The following is a 19,655-nucleotide window of genomic DNA, read 5'->3' on the forward strand; positions in this document are numbered from 1 at the left end:
TCGGAAGTCGGAAGTCGGAAGTCGGAAGTCGGAAGTCGGAAGTCGGAAGTCGGAAAATGATCAATCACACACATGCTACGATCAAGCGGTGCGTGTTTATTTTTCGTCAGACATCCGACGCCAGACTTCAATCTGCGCCCTCATCTCCCGTCCAGCATACAGCAACAATCTAATAGCAACACACAAGGACAACACAACAACGTGACCACAAACACCCGCCGGCTTGCCATGGCCATTTTGAATGGCTTTGATGCGTTTTTCGCAGAGTACAAAAATATCACTCTCGGCGCCCAAGCTCGCTTTGAAGCAGCCGACTGGCACGGAGCACAGAAGGCTATTCGCGACCGGCTAGTTCTCTGGAAACAAAAGCGCGCTATCGTTGCGGAGGCGGCCTACACCATCACCGGCGGCAGTGTGGAAGATCGGGATAACTGGGAAATTGCCAAGCAGGAATACTCTGAGCTTATCCAGCATCACGACAATTATGAAATCGCTCAATCGTTTTTCAACTCTATTTATTGCCATGTCTTTGATCATGAGAAAATTCGCGACATACATACTTTTGCGCTGACCTCCAACCAAGAGCGACCGCCCACAGCAAGCGACTCCATCCTCAAGCGCTACCGATTTGACGGAGACAACGCCGCCGATATTGTTAGGTCAATGCTGGACGATTGCGAATTTAATATCCCGTGGGAAGATCAGCAGCGCGATATCGGTTTTATCATGAACGTGGTCAACAAGGTATTCATTCCAAAAATTCGCGATGGCGGGAAAGACATTATCGTCGAAACGCTGGAGTCTTTATTCTTCCGCAACAAGGCCGCCTATCTCGTAGGCCGCATTGTTAGCGGCGACTTTAGTATGCCCTTTGTGCTACCTATCCTTCACAGCGAAAATAAATCCATTTTCGTCGATACCGTTTTATATGATCCCGATGATATTTCTATTTTGTTTAGTTTTAGCCGCAGCTATTTCATGGTGGATACATCCATACCCTCGGAATACATCGCCTTCTTGCACCGGCTGATGCCGAACAAAGAAATCTTCGAACTTTACAGTGCCATTGGCATGCCCAAGCACGGCAAAACCGAGTTCTATCGCTTTGCTGTTGAAGACACTGCGAGTAGCGAAGAACCCTATATTATCGCTCCCGGTATAAAGGGCATGGTTATGCTAGTGTTTACCCGCCCTGACTTCGGTTATGTATACAAAGTAATCAAAGACCGCTTCACGCCACCTAAGGACATGACTCAAGAACACGTGCGTCAATGCTATAGCCTAGTAAAGCGCTGGGATCGCGGCGGCCGCATGGCCGACACTCAGGAATTTAATAATTTGGCTTTTGATCGCCGTCGTTTTTCTGATGAATTAATTGCTGAACTTGAGAAAGAAGCGCCCTCGAAAATAAGAGTGAGCGGCAACGCACTGCTACTCAAACATGTGTACATAGAACGCAAAATGATACCGTTAAATTTATATCTTAAAAATTGTGATGAGCAACAATTAGAAAGTGTAATGGGCGAGTATGGCAACGCGATTAAACAGCTTGCGGCGGGTAATATTTTCCCTGGGGACATGTTGCTTAAAAACTTTGGCGTAACACGTCATGGCCGCGTTGTTTTCTACGACTACGACGAAATATGCCCGCTCACAGACTGTAATTTTAGAAGCTTGCCGGAACCAAAAAATGACGAGCAAGCCATGGCTACCCAGCCCTGGTATGAAGTCAATCCGGAAGATGTATTTCCAGAAGAATTTAGATTATTTTTCTCTGGCAATCAGCACGCCAAGAAAGTTTTCGACAGGCTACACAGTGAACTGTATGACCCTGAGTATTGGCGCGGATTACAGGAAACAATTCGCAACGGCTATGTCGCAGACGTATTTCCTTACCGTAAGAAGCAACGTTTTCAGCAGCGGGCTTCTGTTTAGCTATGCAGTATTGTAAAAAAGAGTATCGACGCGATCGCGCCGATGCTCAAAACAACCTAGCAAAACATACGCCCGCAGCAATGCGCTCACGACAAACTAGCCGCACGAACAGAGTCGTTTTTACAGCGGCGACACAATCTGACTTCGACTCATATAAATCATATCCGTAATAAAGTCTCGATAAGCACTTACTGCACGCGATAATTGCTCTGCCGGAATGCGGTCCGGCGTATCTTCCTCGGTGTGATAATGTGGGGTCGCCATCGTCAGATTTACACTGGGAACACCGAGCTCACCCATCGCACCTTCTAAATCACCGTTAGCGGTAACCGACGGTACAGTCGGCAGCGGCACTGCCAATAAACCATATTTGACAAGATAAGGTGCAAACGTACGAATAAGGGCCGGATGGAACGTCGTAAACAATGCGCGCTCCTCATCACCGGGTCGCTCCACTACCAAACCAAGCATATCAATAAGCCCTGTACCAGTAATGTGCTCCTCACCTTTTGCGGCAAGGTGATCCAAGTTTACAAATAGATCATGATTAGCCACTTCCTCAGGATAGGTATCTATCCAACGACTAACACCACCGTGTGGGTACCCCACATCATGTCCCGTTACGCCCAAGAATATGATATCTCTTGGCCGCTCGTCCTGTGGGACAGACGCAAAATGTTCTGCTAATCCGATGAGCCCAGCAACGCCAGTCGCATTATCTAAGGCGCCTGTAAACCATGCATCGTAATGGGCTGCAATTAGAATCGTACCCGATTCTGCGCCAGAACCAGGAAGCCGGGCGACAACATCATGGGTCGTTCCGTCCACATGTTTGGCATCTAAACGCCACGCTACCGAACCGCCCTTGTGCGCAGCCTTGCGCAGACGCGCCAAATCTTGAGCACCTAATTGAAAAGCCGGAATCTCATTGTCGTCTAAAAAATTCTCCCCCGAACTGGTAGGCCGAATAAGATTATCCGGGGCGTCTGACGTAACAAACATCGCCACTGCACCCAGCTCCGCGGCCCGATGGTAAGTAGACGAGTAAGTCGAAAACACGTTTAATAATGCCCGTCCGGTCACGACAACAGCCTTACCTTCAAGATTTTGGGCGAGTAACTCCAGCTCACTACCAAAACCAACATCGACCAGTTCTGCAGTGCCGGTGCCCGCCCGCGTTGACCAAATTGGAAAACTATTTATTTCCTGTTCAACGCCATTTTCAATCAAAGCAATATCCCAGTCATCGAGTTGCCACTTTCGCATCCCATAAGGTTCGATCTCAGTGCTGATACCTGCGTCGCTCAAGCGCTTAGCCAACCATTCCGCAGCCTTACGTTCTTCAGGATAACCCGCCCAACGTGGCTGAAAATCGCAGAGCTCCGTGACCCAGCGCTTAAGGCGCGCAGGATCCATTGGATCCGACGGCAAGCTAGGCTGCCCACCTCCCACGGCGCTAGTATTAGAGCCGCCACTTGATGACTTGCATCCAGTAATAACCAACGATAAAACCAAGACGATCACCATCAGCATTATGCGCCGTGGCAATTGGCGACGCTGAATATCAAAGCACGCCCGACTGTCGTTATATCGGGACCATGTGTCACGAGCTATTTCGCTTAAAATACTCATTTCGTAAATTGCTCCATAACCCAGTTAACAATAGCCGGTGCAGCCACATCAGCCACCGGCGAATGGTCCGCCAGCCAACGCTCGTAGGTGAGATCGTAGCCACGCGCTCGATACTGGCTGGCAAGCTCATCGGTGAACGGCAGCAGCGCTACAGTGTCCAAAATACCTGCATCAATACGAACGGCTATATCGCGGCGCATAGGAATTAAGCGGACATCATCTTCCTGCAAAGCTCTTCGTACTTCCGCGACGACTTCACTTCCACGAGGTCCCTTAAGCTCATACGGCGCTATTCCACCCCAAGAGGATTTATGACTGAGATCTTCTAAGCACAGACGCTCAAGGTCCGGCCACAATGCTAGCGCGCGCGGCGACAAGCCTCCTTCTTCGAGTAATAAGCGTTCAAAATCCGAATCTACACTCGCAATACCTTTAAGCACCAAGGCCGCTAACGCCACTGCGACATCGACTCCAGGGGCCGTGACGGGCGACGGTTCTAGCACAGCAACCAGGTTCTCTAGCCGCGTGACTGGTGTAATAGCGGCTACACCAATAAGCTTTAACTCCGCGGCGCTGGGATGGTCGCGACTTCCAGTATTAAGGGCGGCAACACCACCTTCCGAATGACCAACGGCGACCCACTTATCACCAATGCCATTCCAATTTCGACCAACTGCGGAAGCCATATCACGCATTGCCCGCGCGAGCGAATCACCGCGCAAGTAAGGGTGTGGCCCCGACTCGCCAAGGCCTTCATAGTCTGGCCTCGCAACAACAACACCACGGCTTAAAAGTTGATGTGCCACCTCATCTCCTTGCTGCATACGCCGCAACTCGCTGGAGCCAACAACGCCATGTGTAGGCGCACACGCATCCGCCACACCTGTTGTCATATGGCCGTACACAACCAGAGGCCAATGGCCGTTCGCATGGAATTGAACCTCGGGAATCAATACTAAGCCTGACGCCAATGCCGGTAGCCCTTGAACATCCACAGTGGTATAACGAACGAATAACGCCTCTGCAGCCCCCGCGACTCTGCTCGACGATGGCGCGTCAAAGATCTCAACAATTGTTCCAGGTGGGCGAGTTTTCCAGCCTGGCGCCGAAGCCGCTGGGATATTTTCTTGCGGGGTATTTGGCAATATCTGGGTGTTTTCACCAAGCGTTATAATTCTATCAAGAAAATTACTGAGCGCATTTCCGGAGAACAACACGGTCGCCAAAGCCAAACAAATGCTGGCAGCGTTGTTTTTATACATCATGCCCTTTCCCTTAAGCTGGCGTCATTCCAGCTTATTATTTTTATAAAGGCATATAATTCCACATGTCATAAAACGCTGACTTGTATGACATGACTATATTAAATAAGGAAGGAAAACGGCACAGGAGCGATCGCGGCAGAGCTGACTAGTGACACGAACTTAGCAAATACGGTGGCGATCAATAAAATCAGAATCTATGGCCAGTGAGGGGCTGATTCCAAAAACTTCCACAAAAGTGCGACTTACATGGGGTAAATCGAAAAAGCCCGTTTCCATGGCGACGTCGGTAAAACTACGGCCTGGCGTGTACTGGTCTACCGCCTGCCACACTGCTGACCACCTCGCGTACTCTCCAATAGAGTGGCCAATGTTTTGCTTGAACAAGCTTCGCAAGCGAGATGACGACAAATAAACTTGCTGTGCTAAATTCTCAATATTGAATTCATTTAACGGCATATTCGCCATGATCTCACAGCATCTCACGATCCGCGGATCAATGACTGCAAGCTCCCGAGCTGGGCCCGCCACGATAGACAGGGTCTCGTTGACCATTGTCTTTAGCTCAGCATTGGCTAGCTGCCCATCAAAAGCCTTTTTCAATTGAGGTAGAACCGCGCTAAAGTCGGCCATATCTAATTCTAATATCGACTCACTACCTAGGCGCTGGCGCAACCGTCGATACTCGGGCCGCTCAACAGGAAGATAAAATAACGCCATATTACTATTAGTTGCATCCAAGCTCGCTCTGCGGCACTTAGGAGCAACAATCGATGCCCGCGTAGTCAAACGCCGGCCATCGACTTCTATTTTGTATGGTTCCGCGAGAGCAATTCGCAAAGTTGCCGCAATTGATGTCGTCGGCCTATTAAGCACTAAGGATTTAGCCAACAGTAATAAACCGCCGTACCAGTAGTAAACCTTCATGGCGTCCCCTGAAGGATTAAGCGTATCCTTGATATCGGCTTTGTCTGTCACTGACTACTACACACCTATTTTTATATACGTCACAGATTTAAATCCAATCTATAAAAACCCTAGCAATATTGGACTGGGGATATCAGCTTGTTCTTATCATCGTGCGGGCTATTTGCAAACCCTAGCCGACAAAATAGCACAAAAATCACAACGTCTTAATATAAAAAATCCCCGTCTTTCGACGAGGATTTTACTAAAGGTTGAAGAGCTCGCGCAGCCCTTCTAATTCTAAAGATACTAGAATTGTAAACGTGCGTTAATGCCTACTGAATCAGTATCGTAGTCACCCACAAAACTGCGACTGATATTACCCGCTACTGAAAACTGCGGAACAATATAGACACGTAAGCCGGCACCCAATACCGCACCCGAATCGGAATCACCATCAACATCCTGATATGCCAAACCAGCACTTAAGTTACCTTCAATATTATTGGTAAGCCAAGTACGTGACATGACGCTACCTGTTAAGGTATCGATATCAATATTATCTAGCACTGGATTAGTACTTTCCGATTCAGCAAAGCTATAGTCTAAAGCCATCACTAAATCGCTGCGATCAGATAGCTTTCTCGGAGTACCGACACCTATACTCACGGTATCAAACTCTAAATTTCTGTTGTAATCGAGGTTCCCAATTGAACCGCGAACAAAAATATTTCGATCCAATGCTAATGAGCCACCGCCATAAATTTGATCGGCATCGTCGTTGTCAACTTCAACATCGGCAAAACCACCTTCAACATAAGTGTAGCTAAAATCTTTTGCGAATAATGGACCCGCAGCAATTGCACTGGTGAAACCCGCCGCAAGTAATATCGTTTTTTTGTTTAACATGATTTTCGCTCTCCATAATGTAGACAGCGATTTAGACTGCGTTTTAGCAAACAGTTCCTAATATTTTTTGCAGACGTGAATTATTACTTTTACGAAAACTAAAGTGAACTTTTTAAGAAGCCCCTATATCACTCTAAGCTTCTAGCAAAAACGTCACCGGACCATCATTGAGCAAACTGATTTGCATATCGGCACCAAACCGACCAAATGCAACATTAGCGTGTTTTGCGCTCAAATCCTCGACGGCATAATCATATAAATTTTCTGCGCGAACGGGGTCAGCCGCAGTAGAGAATCCCGGACGCAATCCTTTTTTAGTATCTGCCGCCAAAGTAAATTGCGACACCAGCAGCACCCCGCCATTAATATCTGTGACTGACTTATTCATCCTTCCTTCGTCATCGGCGAAAATTCGATACGCAAGTAGCCTGCTAATCAGTTTGGCGGCCTGCTCTTCACTATCGTCCTTCTCAACACCCAGAAAAACCAGCAAGCCTTGCTCTATTTCGGCAACGCATAACCCATCAACTTCAACTTTCGCAAACCGTACACGCTGCAGTAACGCTTTCATTCACACCCTAATTTTCAAATTTATTTTATCCCTACCACTGCGATGAACACACTAGCAGGCTGTTGAAAAACGTTGGCGAGACAGCGGATGCAAGGCAAAAATGGCTGAAAAAGCGGAGTTTACACGTAGTAAATAAGCATTTTGAGGCCATTTTTAACGCCGCAGACGCAACGTAGGTAGTTTTTCAACAGCCTGCTAGTAACTTAATTCGCCATTGCTTAGTAGGTCCGCAATATCATTGCTCGCTTTAACCAGGGCATCAGAGATGCTTGGCTCAAAGGCGGAATGGCCGGCATCACGAATGATATGCAGCTCTGAACTCGGCCAGCGCTGATGCAACTCTACCGCGTTCTCAAGCGGGCAAATCATGTCGTAGCGACCGTGAACAATAATGCCCGGAATATTTTCGATCACCGCCATATTATCAAGGAGCTGATTGTCTTCCATAAAAGCCTCATTAATAAAATAATGGGTTTCAATATGCGACATCGACACGGCGGTATGAGGGTCCATTAGGTGATCTTCGACATCGTGATTTGGCCGCAACGTCGAACAGCGAGCCTCCCATATTGACCAGGCTTTGGCAGCTGACATTCGCGCCACTTCATTCTGACCATGCAGTACACGATGATAAGCTTGTATGCGATTTTCCTTGTCGCGAGGAAGTACGCAATCAGCAAAATCTTTCCAGTAATCGGGAAAGATTTTGCTGGCGCCGCCCTCGCTGTAAAACCACTCTAATTCCTGTGGGCGGCATAAAAAGATACCGCGCAATATCAAGGCCTTTACTCGAGCTGGCTGCGCTTGCGCATAGGCAAGGCTCAAGGTAGAACCCCAAGACCCACCGAACAGCACCCAAGTATCAATGTTTAGGTACTGCCGTATTTGCTCCATGTCGGCAATGAGCGCCGGTGTTGTATTATTTTCCAGGCAGGCATGAGGCTCAGAGCGACCGCAGCCGCGCTGATCAAATAATATGATGCGATAGCGCTCTGGGTCAAAAAAGCAACGCGCCCTTGGACTACAGCCAGCGCCTGGCCCGCCATGCACAAATAGCACGGGAATGCCATCAGGATTACCAGATTCCTCGACATAAAGAACGTGGGGTGCCTGAACTGGCAAATGATGAGTTTGATAAGGCTTTATATCGGGAAAAATCGTGAGCATAACGACACCAATCCAAAAATTGCGCTTAGTCAGTGTAGCCTAGTCGCGGACGTATCGGTATGTGATCTATAGTGTGAATCGAATCGGGGGAGGGAGAACGGCGACTGTGGAACACAGCCGCCGGAGTGAGAACGTTTACTTAGCGCGTTTGCGCTCGTTCTCTTTCAACAGTTTCTTACGCAGACGAATGCTCTTTGGTGTCACTTCCACCAGCTCATCGTCTTCGATGAATTCAAGAGCCTGCTCCAAAGTGTGTTTAATGTGCGGCGACAACGTCAGCGCGTCATCAGTACCAGAAGCGCGAACGTTGGTCAGCTGCTTAGCCTTGGTTGGGTTAACAACTAGATCATTGTTGCGGTTGTGAATACCGATGATCTGGCCTTCGTAAACCTCTGCCGCATGACCCAAGAAGAGACGGCCGCGATCTTGCAAATTGAACAGACCGTAACTCAACGTTTTGCCACCAACCATTGATACAAGAACGCCGTTCTGACGACCAGCTAGCTCGCCGCCTTTCACTTCACCGTAGTGATCGAAAACGGTGGTCATGATGCCGCTACCAGACGTCATTGTTAAGAACTGGCCACGGAAACCAATCAAGCCACGCGCTGGTGCGATAAACTCAAGTTTAACGCGACCTTTGCCGTCTGGCTCCATATTGGTCATCTCGGCTTTACGCAAGCCAAGCTCTTCCATAACCGAACCTTGATGCTGCTCTTCAACATCAATAACAACATGCTCAAACGGTTCTTGAATCACGCCATCGACCATCTTCTGTACTACTTCAGGGCGAGAAACACCCATTTCAAAACCTTCGCGACGCATGGTTTCAATCAGTACAGAAAGATGTAATTCACCACGGCCAGATACTTTAAATTTATCTGGCGTCTCACCTTGCTCAACGCGCAGGGCCACGTTGTGAATTAACTCTTGGTCTAAGCGATCACGAATATTACGTGAAGTGACAAACTTGCCTTCTTTACCGGCAAACGGTGAATCGTTTACCTGGAAGGTCATGCTGACCGTTGGCTCATCTACGCTCAATGGCGGCAAGGCTTCAGGATGACTAGGCGCGCAAAGCGTGTCGGAGATATTCAGGCCTTCAATACCCGTCACACAAACGATCTCGCCCGCCTTACCTTCAGGCACTTCAACTCGCTCAAGACCGTAGTAGCCCATCACGCTTAACACCTTACACTTACGGCTTTTGCCGTCAGCACCAACGACAACCAACTGGTCATTGGCCTTCATGGTACCGCGAGTGATACGACCAACACCGATTACACCAACATAGCTATTGTAATCGAGTGCTGAAATTTGCATTTGCAAAGGACCAACAGCATCAACTTCTGGCGTCGGCACCTTGTCTACAATCATTTGGAATAACGGTGTCATATCTTCAGCTAGATTTTCAAAATCTAGACCTGCAATGCCGTTAATTGCCGATGCGAACATGATTGGGAAGTCCAATTGCTCATCGGTCGCACCCAGGCGATCGAACAAATCAAATACTTGATCAACTACCCAGTTTGGGCGTGCACCCGGACGGTCAACTTTGTTAACAACCACAATGGGGTTCAGACCTTGCTCGAAGGCCTTTTGAGTTACAAAGCGAGTTTGTGGCATTGGGCCGTCAACCGCGTCAACCAACAGCAATACACTATCGACCATCGACAGAACGCGCTCTACCTCACCACCGAAATCGGCGTGACCAGGGGTATCAACGATGTTGATACGGTAACCGTTCCACTCAATTGCGGTGTTTTTCGCAAGAATGGTAATACCGCGCTCTTTCTCCTGGTCGTTGGAGTCCATGATCCGCTCGGAATCTTGGTTGCGGCGGTCAAGGGTTCCCGACTGACTCAACAGCTTGTCCACCAATGTGGTTTTACCATGGTCAACGTGGGCGATGATGGCGACGTTTCTTAACTTACTGACTTCACTCATAATTTAGAAATTCCGGATGGACATTTTTGCTATCTGTATACGAAGGCATGCACGCAAATAGTGGGACTGGCAATTTCGCCATTTAAAATAAGGTCGCGATTATAGCGGGTTTATTAGCCAAGCACATGATTTATGCCGTGCATTTTACAGCTAACGAGCAAAAGTTAACGACGTAGTACCACCTAATGATCCTTATTTGCCCAATAACAACCACCTCTTGGGCGTAACGCCGATAGCCGTTACAATCAAATTAAAGTCGACTACATTCCGCTACGGATGCCAATAACGATGACAAGCAATGTCACATGGAAGAGCCGCTGGACCTTCATTCTTGCCGCAACCGGCTCGGCGGTTGGCTTAGGAAACATTTGGAAATTCCCCTATATCACCGGCGAATATGGCGGCGGCGCCTTCGTCCTAGTGTATTTAGGCTGCATTCTGCTCATCGGCGTACCAGTTATGATTGCAGAGATAATGGTAGGCCGAGCTGGTCGCAGCGACCCCGTTCACAGCATGAGCAGCCTGGGCAAAACGGCTGGCAGGAGCGGTAAGTGGGGCGCTGTCGGCGCGATTGGCATTCTGGCCGGCCTAATGATCATGATGTTTTACAGCGTGGTTGCGGGCTGGGCGCTAGACTATGTTGCACAGAGCTTAAGCGGCAGTTACTTGCAAAAGCCCACCGCTGAAATCGAACAAAATTTCTCGTCGCTGCTCAGCAACCCGTCAGAACAATTTTTGTGGCACACCATCTTCTCCTTGATCACCGCATCAATCGTTGCTGGCGGCGTGACCAACGGCATCGGCAAATCAGTCGATATTTTGATGCCGATTCTCTTTGGCTTTCTTCTGCTTCTGCTGGGCTACAGCTGGATAAATGGCGATTTCAGCGCCGGCCTGCACTTCATGTTCGACACCGACTTTAGCAAACTTAGCAGCGACGCGATTCTCGTCGCGATGGGACACGCCTTCTTTACCTTGAGTTTAGGCATGGGCGCGATAATGGCCTATGGCGCCTACTTCCCGGGTAAAGCATCCATTGGTAAAACCGTGCTGACTATCGCCGCGCTAGATACCGTGATAGCACTCGTGGCGGGAATGGCCATGTTCCCACTCGTCTTCGCCAACGACCTAACACCGGGACAAGGGCCAGGCTTGATGTTTGTCACGCTGCCCATCGCCTTTTCCAATATGGCTGGCGGGCAATTTTTCGGCACTATCTTTTTTGCCCTAGTCAGTATAGCCGCCCTCAGCTCGTCAATTTCACTGATAGAACCCGGCGTTGCCTGGCTAGAAAAATACGGCATCAAACGCCCATTATCGACCTTTGGCTTTACAGGGATAGCGTGGCTCGGTGGCATAGCCTGCATTTATTATGGCGAAGTATTCGATGCGCTTGACTACTTAACCGCCAATATCATGCTGCCGCTGGGCGGCCTAATGATTGCGTTATTTGTTGGTAGAGTAATGCCGCGCAAGATGGTCGCGCACGAAGTGGGCATGGATAACAGCATTCTCTTCAAAAGCTGGTGGTTTGTGCTGCGCTACCTCGCCCCAATCGGTATTATTCTTGTATTTCTAAACAGCCTTAAACTTATCTGAACAGGATTACTCTGTGCGCAATATCACCTTAAATGTGTTTGTTATTTCCGGCCTACTCGGCTTTGGCGGGCTTTATTACTACAGCGGGGAAGTCGAAAACCACTACAAGGCGAATGCTGACCGCTACTTAAAAGCGTCACTAGAAAAAATTTCGAGCTGGGAAGTGAGCGACCTAAAATCAGAGTTGGGAAAAGAAACCCTAGCCGAAGTCAGCGATCAGCAACTACAGGAGTTAACGGCAAGCTATAGGCACCTAGGCGCATTCACCGACATGGACGAGCCAATATTCTCTCGCTTAAGTGGCGCGCTATCTATACTCAATCACCCGCCCAAGCTCAGCTATAGCAGCAATGTGCGCTTTGAACACGGCAGCGCCATTATGACGGCAACGCTAACACTCGAAAATCAGCACTTTAAATACTACAACCTAAACTTAGGCGCGCCAGCAAACAAGTAGACGCCTACTGAACCAGTAGGCACTTTTGCAACTGAGCCCGCTCGCTGTCAGCTATTGGTATCGGGCGGTGTTTGGCGTCAATGCACACCAAGGTAATCTCCCCCTCAGCAACTAATTCGCCACCATCTTCCGAGTACAAAGACTGTAATAAACGGAAGCTGCTATTGCCGATATGCACCGACCACGCTCTGACGCGAAGTGGTTTGTCATGATGCCACTCTTTGCGAAAGTTGAGCCCAGCCGCAGCGACAATCATCCCAGACAACTCACCACTGCCACTCATACCAAAGCCGGTATTTGTCATCCATTGCACGCGGGCTTCTTCGAGATAACGAAAATACTGCACGTGGTTTATATGCCCCATGCTGTCTTGGTCAGCCCAGCGCGGTGAAATTAGCACGTCAAACAAAGGCGGAGTTGACTCCTTATTCATGATGGACGATATACCTTCACATTAGTAAAACCCTGCTCTACTAAGTGCGACGCGTGTAACCGACTCATCACGCCTTTGTCACAGTACAGCAGATAAATTCGAGATTGATCTAATTCGACAAAACGGCGATGCAATTCATAAAACGGCACTGCCTGGACCTCGGCATTGACCAGCTTCAAGGGCTTGCGATCAACCTCATCGGGATGTCGCACATCCAGTATTAACGATCCCGACACGGGAATAGATAAGACCTCGACATCGACTACGGTTCTATCTTCGTCAGCCAATTGATCGATATTGATAAACTCCGCCGCCGCAATCGCGCGCTCCAACACGGAAAAATCAAATTTTTCCTCCTGCGCGGCAATCTTCTCCGGTTTGGCCCGGGTGGTGGGCCTAACCGAAATAACACCACAGTATTCAGGCATATTCGCGGCAAACTCTTCGGTACCGATTTGCGCGGCCACCTTAATAATGTCGAGTTTATCCATCGCAATCAACGGCCTAAGTACGAGGGTATCGGTAACTTGATCAATCACAGATAAGTTCTGCAAGGTCTGGCTAGAAACCTGCGAAACGGCTTCACCTGTTACCAAGGCAGGCACTTCTAGCTGCGCTGCAACGTTGGAGGCCGCACGCAGCATCATGCGCTTGAGAATAACGCCCATTTGCGAGTTTTCGACATTTTTAAGGATTTCGCCAACCACCTCCTCGAAAGGGACGCTGACAAACTTCACCCGATGAGACGCACCATATTTAAGCCACAAATACAGGGCAACCTCTTTCACGCCCACCTCGTGCTCACGACCACCTAAATTGAAAAAACAGAAGTGCGTTCGCATTCCCCGCTTCATCATCATGTAGCTTGAGACCGTGGAGTCAAAGCCGCCAGAGATAAGTGACATCACCGCGTCAACCGTACCCAAGGGATAGCCGCCTAAACCCTCTAAGCGCCGATTAACGATATAGACAGTCTCATTGCGCACTTCGATACGCACGGTTACATCGGGATTATGCAAATCGACGCCGGCGGACTCGACGTGCTGATTCAAGCCACCACCGACATAGCGCTCAATTTCACTGGAGTTAAAATCGTGCTGCCCCACGCGCTTGCAACGAACTACAAAACGCTTACCCCGCAAGCTATCGCCAATGGCATCGCGGGTTTTCTCAAAAATATCGTGCACATCAATTAGCGGGTACTCAGCGACCTCGATAACATGAGCAATTCCGGGGGTATTGCACAATACCGTTGCAAAACCCTCCAGCACATCCAAGTCAGTGGCATGTGTTTCGATAGTGATACGATCCCAATCGCGAACAATGATCAAGCCAGGATCGAGTGGCAAAAGTAATTTCCGAAGATTATCTCGCAACTGCTGAGTAAATTTCTTACGCACAGGCTTACTTTTGATAATGATCTCGGGAAACAGCTTGACGATAAATTTCATTACAGGGTCGCATAAATAAATGGGCGGCTATTATAGCCTTCCCTAGGTCGCCATGCAGCCCAACCAACTACGCGCACCGAAATGGCACATAAATTCCCATGAGGCACCAAAATAAAGCACATTTTTAGTGGCTACGCACAATCTTTAATCACCACCAACAACCGACGATCTCTGCGCCCAAACAGCAAGCACAATTAAACGGCATATATATTGCTTTTACGGTTCACAGATTGCTCCGCTATGCGGCACAATACGTTGCGAATATAATCATCATTAACTCGGCCTAGCCGAACCTTTAACAGACTCTCTATTCTGGAGGACGTACATAATGTCAGAGAACACTCTGAAGTTAATCGCCGATAACGACGTGAAATGGGCAGACATGCGCTTCACCGACACAAAAGGCAAAGAGCAGCACGTCACCATTCCGGCTACCGATGTTGACGCCGGTTTCTTTGAAGACGGCAAAATGTTTGACGGTTCATCGATCGCTGGCTGGAAAGGCATTAACGAATCAGACATGATTCTTATGCCAGATGACTCAGCGTCTGTTTTAGATCCGTTTACTGAAGAATCAACTATTATCATCCGCTGCAACATCGTAGAACCCTCTACTATGTTGGGCTACAACCGCGACCCACGCTCTATCGCACAGCGCGCTGAAGACTTTATGCGGGCTAGTGGTATCGCCGACAACGCCCTATTTGGTCCAGAGCCAGAATTCTTTATTTTCGACGACGTTAAATGGAAAGTATCAATGGAAGGCGCTAGCTACGCGATTGCTTCTGACGAAGCGGCGTGGAAGTCTGGCGACAACTTTGAAGAAGGCAATACCGGTCACCGCCCAGGCGTTAAAGGTGGTTATTTCCCCGTTCCACCAGTCGACAGCCTACACGACCTGCGTGGCGCAATGTGTAACGCCATGACGGACATGGGTCTTACTATTGAAGTACATCACCACGAAGTAGGTACCGCTGGTCAGTGTGAAATCGGCGTTGGCCCCAACACCTGCGTTAAGAAAGCAGACGAAGTTCAAATTCTTAAGTACTGCGTACACAATGTGGCTCACGCCTACGGCAAAACCGCAACCTTCATGCCCAAGCCAATCGTTGGCGACAACGGCAGCGGCATGCACGTTCACATGTCTTTAAGCAAAGATGGCGTTAACTTGTTTGCTGGCGACGTCTACGGCGGCCTGTCTGAAACTGCGCTGTTCTACATCGGCGGTATCATCAAGCACGCTCGTGCTATCAACGCGTTCACCAACGCCTCTACCAACTCGTATAAGCGCTTGGTTCCAGGCTTTGAAGCACCTGTTATGCTGGCTTACTCAGCGCGCAACCGCTCTGCATCAATCCGCATTCCATTTGTTCCAAATCCGAAAGCACGTCGCGTAGAAGTTCGCTTCCCAGATCCATCTGCCAACCCTTACCTCGCGTTTGCGGTCATGCTGATGGCTGGCCTGGACGGCATCAAAAACAAGATTCACCCTGGCGATGCTGCTGATAAAGATCTTTACGATCTTCCAGCAGAAGAAGCAGCGGCAATCCCAACCGTTGCCTCTAGCCTGGATCAAGCACTGCAAGCACTAGACGCAGACCGCTCTTTCCTCACCGCTGGCGGTGTTTTCGACGACGATACTATCGACGCCTACATTGCACTTAAAGCCCAAGAAGTTGAGCGCCTAGCCATGACAACTCACCCTGTTGAGTTCGACATGTACTACAGCGTGTAATACGTGATAGCGCTTTAAAAGAACCCGCCTCTGGCGGGTTTTTTTATGCTTGTAGCCTAGTACTCCTTCAACATGATATTGACGGGTACAGTCAGTCCTACGGCGGTTCAGTGCGAGGCGTTTTCTCGAAAGCATAGTGGGCCTATGGTGAGAGGAAATAACGAAGCAATGGACCGCCGTAGGGCTGACCCGCAGGGCGCCAAGCAGGCCGCCCCCTGCGGCGTTGCACTGGCTTGACGTAGGCCCACTACGCCTGCGCCAGTGCGTCTTGCAGGGAACGGCCTGCTTGGCGCTGTACCCGTCAATATCATGCTGAAGGAGTACTAGCCATTCTCGCGACATTATTAGACTCAGCGTAACCATAAGGAGCCATCATGCGCGTACCAGTCATCTTAAGCTGCCTATTTGCGCTGCTCGGCCAGCCTTTAAATGCGGAAATTTATCGCTACACTGACGAAAATGGACGAACGGTGTTTTCCGATAAAGCGCCCAAAAATAGCGAAACCGTGACACTCCCCACCTTAAATACGACGCCCGCGGTAGACGTCGCAGAGCCACAACGCTCCAAGGTGAACGACGTAAATATGGACCGCAACACCATTCAAATAAGCTCCCCCAGTGACGGAACCATCATCCCCAACGGCCTAGTGGCAACCACCGTTAGCGTCAGGACTGGCACACCCTTGCAAGACGGCCAGCAAATCCGCATAAAGCTAGACGGCAGCACCATCACCACCTCCAGCGCCACCAGCCATGAGATACCTCGACTTACCCGCGGCCAGCATCAAATACGCGCCATCTTAATTAGCAAAGATGGAAAAAATCTCGCTGAAGACAGCAGTAGCGTAATGGTATACCTGCCCACAAATTAAGCCCACGCCACATGAAGTTTCTCGTGCCAGGACGCACCTTATAGGTGCATACTGCAAATTAGTGACCAATTTCGCCTCATAAAACCGCTGCTCAAGCACATAGAATAAGGCCCCAAAATAGGGCTCTTCGTCCTATCGAGCAGACAAAATTATGAATTCATCGATAAAGTCCTCGCAATTTCGCTTGGCCTAGAAATTGCTTTAAGGCAAGACATAACGAACATATTGGCGATGCTATGCCTCCGAGCAATATCTACCATCAAATTCTCGACAACTTGAAAACAGCAATACTGTTGGTCGAGCCGAACCTGACCGTCAGCTATATTAATCCGGCGGCAGAGGCACTGCTGGCGGTATCCGATCAACGTATTCACGGTGAAGCGATCACTAAACTTTTTCACGAGCAAGAAGACACCCTCGTAAAACTGCTCGACGCAATCAACAACTGCGAGGCGTATACCAAACGCGAAACGGTATTAACCCTGCGCTCAGGAACAGAAATCACCGTGGATTACGCAGTGACGCCAGTAACTGAAAATCGGCGTACATCTCTCATTATTGAATTGCAGCCATTAGATCGCCTGATTCGCATCAGCCGTGAAGAGGGCCTGCTCTCATCGCAACAGAATAGCCAGGCGCTAATTCGCGGCATCGCCCATGAAGTTAAAAACCCACTGGGCGGCCTTCGCGGCGCTGCCCAGCTACTCGCTCGCGAACTCACCGATCCCAAACTCCACGACTACACCAATATCATTATTGAAGAAGCCGACCGCTTGCGGAATCTAGTCGACACCATGCTCGGTCCACACCGCGCACCGGAGAAGAAAAAGACCAACATCCACGAAGTATTAGAACGGGTAAGACAGCTTGTCGAAGCTGAATCAAACGGGGACATTCGTATTATTCGCGACTACGACCCCAGCATCCCTGACATTCTTGGTGACCGCGAACAGCTGATTCAAGCTTTTTTGAATGTCATCCGCAACGCCCAACAAGCACTGCGACAAGACACGCTCAGCGATAGAGACCCAACAATTATTATTAGAACCAGAACACTGCGCCAACTCACTATTGGCAGCCACCGTCACCGGCTAGTTTGCAGTGTCGACATTGCAGACAACGGCCCCGGCATACCCGCCAAGCTGCGCGCCTCCATCTTTTTACCGATGGTAAGCGGACGCGCCGAAGGCACTGGGCTCGGGCTGTCGATTGCGCAATCAATACTTAATCAACACAACGGACTTATAGAATGCAGTAGCGAACCCGGCAACACCGTGTTCTCGCTACACATTCCCCTGGAGCAAGCCTCATGAGCCAAGCTAATTCTGTCTGGATAGCCGACGACGATCGATCGATACGCTGGGTGCTAGAAAAAGCACTCACTCAGGCAGGTATCATTACCCGCTGCTTTGAAAACGGCGACGAACTGCTTGGCCACCTCGAGGGGGACGTTCCCGACGCTATCATTAGCGATATTCGTATGCCCGGTATTGATGGCTTAAAGTTACTATCAAGAATTACCGCCGCGCATCCCGGTCTGCCCGTCATTATAACAACGGCCCATTCAGACCTGGACAGCGCAGTGGCGTCCTACCAAGGTGGCGCCTTCGAATACTTACCTAAACCCTTTGATATCGACGAAGCTGTCGCCACCACCCAGCGCGCTTTGCAGCACGCCAATAAAAACCGCAATTTACTCCCCGAACAAGCGCCGCTAGAAGCCACCGAAATCATCGGCGAAGCACCGGCTATGCAGGAAGTTTTCCGCGCCATCGGGCGGCTATCTCAATCAAATATCACCGTCCTCATCAACGGCGAATCGGGTACCGGTAAAGAGCTAGTAGCACAGGCGCTTCACCGCCACAGCCCCCGCGCAACCAAACCGTTTATTGCTTTAAATATGGCGGCCATTCCCAAAGACTTAATGGAATCGGAATTATTTGGCCACGAGAAAGGCGCTTTTACCGGCGCCAGCGCCCAGCGCCGCGGTCGCTTTGAACAAGCCAATGGCGGCACTTTATTTCTAGATGAAATCGGCGATATGCCCGCCGATACCCAAACCCGATTATTGCGCGTGTTGGCAGACGGCGAATTCTACCGTGTCGGTGGCCACACCCCCGTGAAAGTGGATGTGCGAATTATTGCCGCCACCCACCAACACCTAGAGAAGCTGGTAAAAAACAACACCTTCCGGGAAGACCTTTTTCACCGCCTGAACGTCATCCGTATTCATTTACCACGCCTGTCAGAGCGCCGCGAAGATATTCCCAAACTTATGCAGCACTTCTTCACCCGCGCTGGCAACGAGCTAAGCGTAGAGCCCAAACGCCTGCGCCCCGAGACCGAGGAATACCTCTGTCAAATGGAGTGGCAAGGTAACGTCCGTCAGCTCGAAAACACCTGCCGCTGGCTAACCGTTATGGCAGCCGGCCGTGAAATCCACATTGATGACCTTCCGCCAGAATTGCTGGAAAGACCCCAGGGCGAAGCGGCGCCAGCATCTAACTGGCAAGATAACCTCAAGCGCTGGGCAGATCAGGAATTAATGCTGGGACGCGACAAACTACTAGATCGCGCAATACCCCAATTTGAACGAATCATGATCGAGTCCGCCCTGAAGCACACCCACGGACGCCGCCGCGATGCGGCTAATTTACTCGGCTGGGGTCGCAATACCCTGACCAGGAAAATTAAAGAACTGGGTATGGGTGGCGATGACGACGATGATTGATTTTAAATAGACAGACGCTTGATGTCGGACGTCTGATGCAAAAAAGCC

16 protein-coding genes are annotated in these 19,655 nt (G+C 49.7%); 7 read left to right on the top strand and 9 right to left on the bottom strand.

All coding sequences use genetic code 11. From position 1 onward, the window contains the following. The first annotated feature begins 201 nt into the window (after window positions 1-201). A complete protein-coding gene (gene aceK, locus AAC007_RS16215; protein WP_296433773.1) occupies window positions 202-1,935 on the top strand; it encodes a bifunctional isocitrate dehydrogenase kinase/phosphatase in 1,734 nt (577 codons plus the stop codon). 120 nt (window positions 1,936-2,055) lie between these two features. Here the strand turns inward: aceK and AAC007_RS16220 are convergent, their stop codons facing one another. The 7 genes from AAC007_RS16220 to typA all read right to left on the bottom strand — a co-directional run bounded on the left by AAC007_RS16220 (window position 2,056) and on the right by typA (window position 10,329). Then, a complete protein-coding gene (locus AAC007_RS16220) occupies window positions 2,056-3,567 on the bottom strand; it encodes a M28 family peptidase (RefSeq protein WP_296433774.1) in 1,512 nt (503 codons plus the stop codon). Beyond that, window positions 3,564-4,832 carry a lipase family protein gene (locus tag AAC007_RS16225; protein ID WP_339678155.1) on the bottom strand — a complete coding sequence of 423 codons (1,269 nt, stop codon included), beginning with the start codon at window positions 4,830-4,832 and terminating at the stop codon, window positions 3,564-3,566. The genes AAC007_RS16220 and AAC007_RS16225 overlap by 4 nt, the downstream gene beginning before the upstream one ends. Before the next feature lie 159 nt (window positions 4,833-4,991). Further along, a complete protein-coding gene (locus tag AAC007_RS16230) occupies window positions 4,992-5,807 on the bottom strand; it encodes an AraC family transcriptional regulator (protein ID WP_296433781.1) in 816 nt (271 codons plus the stop codon). Window positions 5,808-6,044: 237 nt separating this feature from the next. Further along, window positions 6,045-6,644 (bottom strand): hypothetical protein, encoded by a 600-nt coding sequence (locus tag AAC007_RS16235; protein WP_296433782.1) that lies wholly within the window; start codon window positions 6,642-6,644, stop codon window positions 6,045-6,047. 133 nt (window positions 6,645-6,777) lie between these two features. After that, the gene (gene dtd / locus AAC007_RS16240) at window positions 6,778-7,215 is read right to left on the bottom strand and encodes a D-aminoacyl-tRNA deacylase (RefSeq protein ID WP_339678157.1); all 438 of its coding nucleotides are present in this window, start codon (window positions 7,213-7,215) and stop codon (window positions 6,778-6,780) included. A 195-nt stretch (window positions 7,216-7,410) separates the two neighbouring features. Then, window positions 7,411-8,382: a prolyl aminopeptidase gene (gene pip, locus AAC007_RS16245; RefSeq protein WP_339678159.1), complete on the bottom strand. Its 972-nt coding sequence runs from the start codon at window positions 8,380-8,382 to the stop codon at window positions 7,411-7,413. Window positions 8,383-8,517: 135 nt separating this feature from the next. Then, window positions 8,518-10,329 carry a translational GTPase TypA gene (gene typA / locus AAC007_RS16250; RefSeq protein ID WP_296433785.1) on the bottom strand — a complete coding sequence of 604 codons (1,812 nt, stop codon included), beginning with the start codon at window positions 10,327-10,329 and terminating at the stop codon, window positions 8,518-8,520. Window positions 10,330-10,617: 288 nt separating this feature from the next. On the opposite strand from typA, the gene AAC007_RS16255 reads away from it, so the two are divergent. Continuing rightward, complete coding sequence (locus AAC007_RS16255; RefSeq protein WP_295874374.1) at window positions 10,618-11,928, top strand: sodium-dependent transporter; 1,311 nt, start codon at window positions 10,618-10,620, stop codon at window positions 11,926-11,928. Between the two features lie 13 nt (window positions 11,929-11,941). Next, window positions 11,942-12,385 carry a hypothetical protein gene (locus AAC007_RS16260; protein ID WP_296433789.1) on the top strand — a complete coding sequence of 148 codons (444 nt, stop codon included), beginning with the start codon at window positions 11,942-11,944 and terminating at the stop codon, window positions 12,383-12,385. A 4-nt stretch (window positions 12,386-12,389) separates the two neighbouring features. Here AAC007_RS16260 and AAC007_RS16265 read toward each other — a convergent pair whose 3' ends face one another. Together AAC007_RS16265 and thiI are read right to left on the bottom strand one after the other, a co-directional pair. After that, the gene (locus AAC007_RS16265) at window positions 12,390-12,818 is read right to left on the bottom strand and encodes a thioesterase family protein (protein WP_339678161.1); all 429 of its coding nucleotides are present in this window, start codon (window positions 12,816-12,818) and stop codon (window positions 12,390-12,392) included. After that, entirely contained in the window at window positions 12,815-14,269 is a 1,455-nt protein-coding gene (thiI, locus tag AAC007_RS16270) for a tRNA uracil 4-sulfurtransferase ThiI (RefSeq protein WP_296433792.1), read from the bottom strand. The genes AAC007_RS16265 and thiI overlap by 4 nt, the downstream gene beginning before the upstream one ends. A gap of 328 nt (window positions 14,270-14,597) precedes the next feature. On the opposite strand from thiI, the gene glnA reads away from it, so the two are divergent. The 4 genes from glnA (at window position 14,598) to ntrC (ending at window position 19,607) form a co-directional block, all read left to right on the top strand. Further along, window positions 14,598-16,004, top strand: coding sequence for a glutamate--ammonia ligase (glnA, locus tag AAC007_RS16275; protein WP_295874383.1), 1,407 nt, complete (start codon window positions 14,598-14,600; stop codon window positions 16,002-16,004). Window positions 16,005-16,378: 374 nt separating this feature from the next. Beyond that, a complete protein-coding gene (locus AAC007_RS16280; RefSeq protein WP_339678163.1) occupies window positions 16,379-16,876 on the top strand; it encodes a DUF4124 domain-containing protein in 498 nt (165 codons plus the stop codon). A 236-nt stretch (window positions 16,877-17,112) separates the two neighbouring features. Beyond that, window positions 17,113-18,189 (top strand): nitrogen regulation protein NR(II), encoded by a 1,077-nt coding sequence (gene glnL / locus AAC007_RS16285; RefSeq protein ID WP_295874389.1) that lies wholly within the window; start codon window positions 17,113-17,115, stop codon window positions 18,187-18,189. Then, window positions 18,186-19,607 carry a nitrogen regulation protein NR(I) gene (ntrC, locus tag AAC007_RS16290; protein WP_339678166.1) on the top strand — a complete coding sequence of 474 codons (1,422 nt, stop codon included), beginning with the start codon at window positions 18,186-18,188 and terminating at the stop codon, window positions 19,605-19,607. The genes glnL and ntrC overlap by 4 nt, the downstream gene beginning before the upstream one ends. The last annotated feature ends 48 nt before the right edge of the window (window positions 19,608-19,655 follow it).

It is taken from the genome of uncultured Zhongshania sp. (assembly GCF_963975605.1).
In the GTDB taxonomy this organism is placed as follows: Bacteria; Pseudomonadota; Gammaproteobacteria; order Pseudomonadales; family Spongiibacteraceae; genus Spongiibacter; species Spongiibacter aquimaris.